The following is a 2152-nucleotide window of genomic DNA, read 5'->3' as shown; positions in this document are numbered from 1 at the left end:
TCGCGGCCGCCGTCGCGGGGCATGGCTGGGCGAGCCAGGTCACGGCCAATCCCGCCACCCATCCGCTGCTGATGCGGGCGGCGGTCCAGACGGCGATCCTGCTGGCGCGTGCGCGCAAAGCCCGGACCGTCGCCAGGAAGGACCGCACCGTCCCGCCGGCCGAGCGATGAGGCGCTGACGTCGCGGCATGGTCAGGCGCCGGTACCGGCACGGCCCTGATCCTCCATATCCGGCGCGACCTGCCCATAATTCAGCACGGAGACGAGCGTCACGCCACCGACCACGTTGCCGAGCAGCGTCGGCACGAAGAAGCCGGTGACGTATGTCGCGATATCGATCTCGCCGGTGGCAACGAGGTAATAGGCGTCGACCGATCCGGCGACGATGTGGGCGAGGCCGCACATCGAGACGAGCCACGTCATCAGGATGATGATGAAGGGCGCCGCCGAGCCCGAGGCCGGCAGGATCCACACCATCAGCGCGATCAGCCAGCCCGCGAACACGGCCTTGATCACCGTGGTCCAGAACGGGTCCTCGATGGTGTGGCGGCTGATGGCGGCGAATGCCTCCCGCACCTCCGGCTTGAACGCGTCGGTATGGGCCAGCACCGAGGCGATGACGATGGTCGCCAGGATGTTGGCGACGAGCACGATGGTCCACAGCCGCACGACCCGCAGCAGCGCGCCGAAGGTGCGTTCGGTCAGGAGCGGCAGGATCGGTGTGACGGTGTTCTCCGTGAAGAGCTGCTGACGGCCGAGAACGACGATGAGGAAGCCGATCGAGTAGCCCATGCTCACGACGAGATCGGCCCAGGGCTCGTGCGGCAGATGTCCCTTCAGGACGCCGGGCACGATCAGCGAAAAGCCCATGGTGAGCCCGGCGGCGAAGCCCGACAGGGAGAGCGCCAGCGTCGTGCGGCGCATCTCCTCCTCGCCCTCGCGGCGGATGATCTCATGCAGGATCAGCGCGTCCGGGCGATGCGCCTTCTCGACCTGGGCGTCGTCCTTCTCCCGGGTATGGGCACCGTGGGTCTTCGGGTCCTCCTGCCTGCGAGTGTCTTGGGACATGCGGCCCTCGGTGGTCGTCTGGTCGCAGCCCAACGTACGGCAGCGCTTGCGCGCTCCCGGCATCTGGAAATTTATTTCACCAGATCGTGAAGGGTCGATCGGCTGCGGCGTGCCTACGCCCGAAGCCCCGCGAGCAGCGCCTCCACCGCGGCCCGTGCCGCCGCCACCGCCCCGGCGTCGCGACCGCGCACGACGATGCGATTACGGAATCCCTCCGGCGTCATCGAGGGATAGGAACCGATCGAGACGTCGGCATGCGCCGCGGCGATCGCGCCGAGGCCGCCGGCGAAGTTGCCCTCGGGGATCGCGCCGGCCTCGATCGTCTCGGAAATGACCGGAGCGTTCGAGGTCAATGTCGGCCGGATCTCGTCGAGCATGGCCTGCATGATCTGCGGCACGCCGGCCATGACGTAGACGTTGCCGATGCGGAAACCCGGCGCCTTCGAGACCGGGTTGGCGATCAGGTCGGCCCCGTCGGGGATGCGGGCCATGCGCAGGCGGGCCTCGTTGAGGTCTTCCGGCCGGTGCCGCTCCAGCAGCATGGCGCGCGCCCGCGGATCGACGTCGATGCCGACGCCGAAGGCCTCCGCCACGCTGTCGGCGGTGATGTCGTCGTGGGTCGGGCCGATGCCGCCGGAGGTGAACAGGTAGGTGTAGCGCGCCCGCAGCGCGTTCACCGCGGCGACGATCTCCGCCTTCACGTCCGGCACGATGCGCACCTCGCGCAGGTCCACGCCGATCTCGGTCAGCATGTCTGCGATCGTGCCGATGTTCTTGTCCTTGGTCCGGCCCGAGAGGATCTCGTCGCCGATGACGAGGATGGCGGCGGTGACGTCGGGACTTTGGGACATGGAGCCTCGGGGGCGGGGAACGGGGTGGAAGCTAGGGCGCGGATGCGCGAAAGCGAAAGCCCGACCCGCTCCCCACGGCCGCGATGCGTTTCCCCACTCCCCTGATCGAAGGGCGCCTCGTGCGGCGCTACAAGCGGTTCCTCGCCGACGTGACGCTGGCCGACGGCACGCTGGTCACGGCGCATTGCGCCAATCCCGGCGCGATGCTGGGGCTCAACGCGGACGGGTTCCGCG

At 68.9% G+C, this 2152-nt stretch carries 2 protein-coding genes and 1 pseudogene; 1 reads left to right on the top strand and 2 read right to left on the bottom strand.

Annotation, left to right across the window (positions count from 1 at the left end):
- Window positions 1-191 precede the first annotated feature (191 nt).
- Window positions 192-1067 (bottom strand): formate/nitrite transporter family protein, encoded by an 876-nt coding sequence (locus tag MFF42_RS20250; RefSeq protein WP_238257352.1) that lies wholly within the window; start codon window positions 1065-1067, stop codon window positions 192-194.
- Between the two features lie 113 nt (window positions 1068-1180).
- On the bottom strand, window positions 1181-1918 hold the full coding sequence (locus tag MFF42_RS20245; RefSeq protein ID WP_238257351.1) for a competence/damage-inducible protein A: 738 nt from the start codon (window positions 1916-1918) through the stop codon (window positions 1181-1183).
- An 83-nt stretch (window positions 1919-2001) separates the two neighbouring features.
- Between MFF42_RS20245 and MFF42_RS20240 the strand changes: the two are divergent.
- Window positions 2002-2152 (top strand): annotated as a pseudogene (locus MFF42_RS20240) (DNA/RNA nuclease SfsA); the annotation flags it as partial.

Origin of the sequence: Methylorubrum podarium (assembly GCF_022179745.1) — a bacterium.
GTDB lineage: Bacteria > Pseudomonadota > Alphaproteobacteria > Rhizobiales > Beijerinckiaceae > Methylobacterium > Methylobacterium podarium.
The sequence above is the reverse complement of the archived record's forward strand: the minus strand, read 5'-3'. Positions and strand labels throughout refer to the sequence as shown.

Excerpts from the sequence above, each read along its gene's own strand:
- MFF42_RS20250 (WP_238257352.1), bottom strand. The coding sequence starts at position 1,067 with ATGTCCCAAGACACTCGCAGGCAGGAGGACCCGAAGACCCACGGTGCC.
- MFF42_RS20245 (WP_238257351.1), bottom strand. The coding sequence starts at position 1,918 with ATGTCCCAAAGTCCCGACGTCACCGCCGCCATCCTCGTCATCGGCGAC.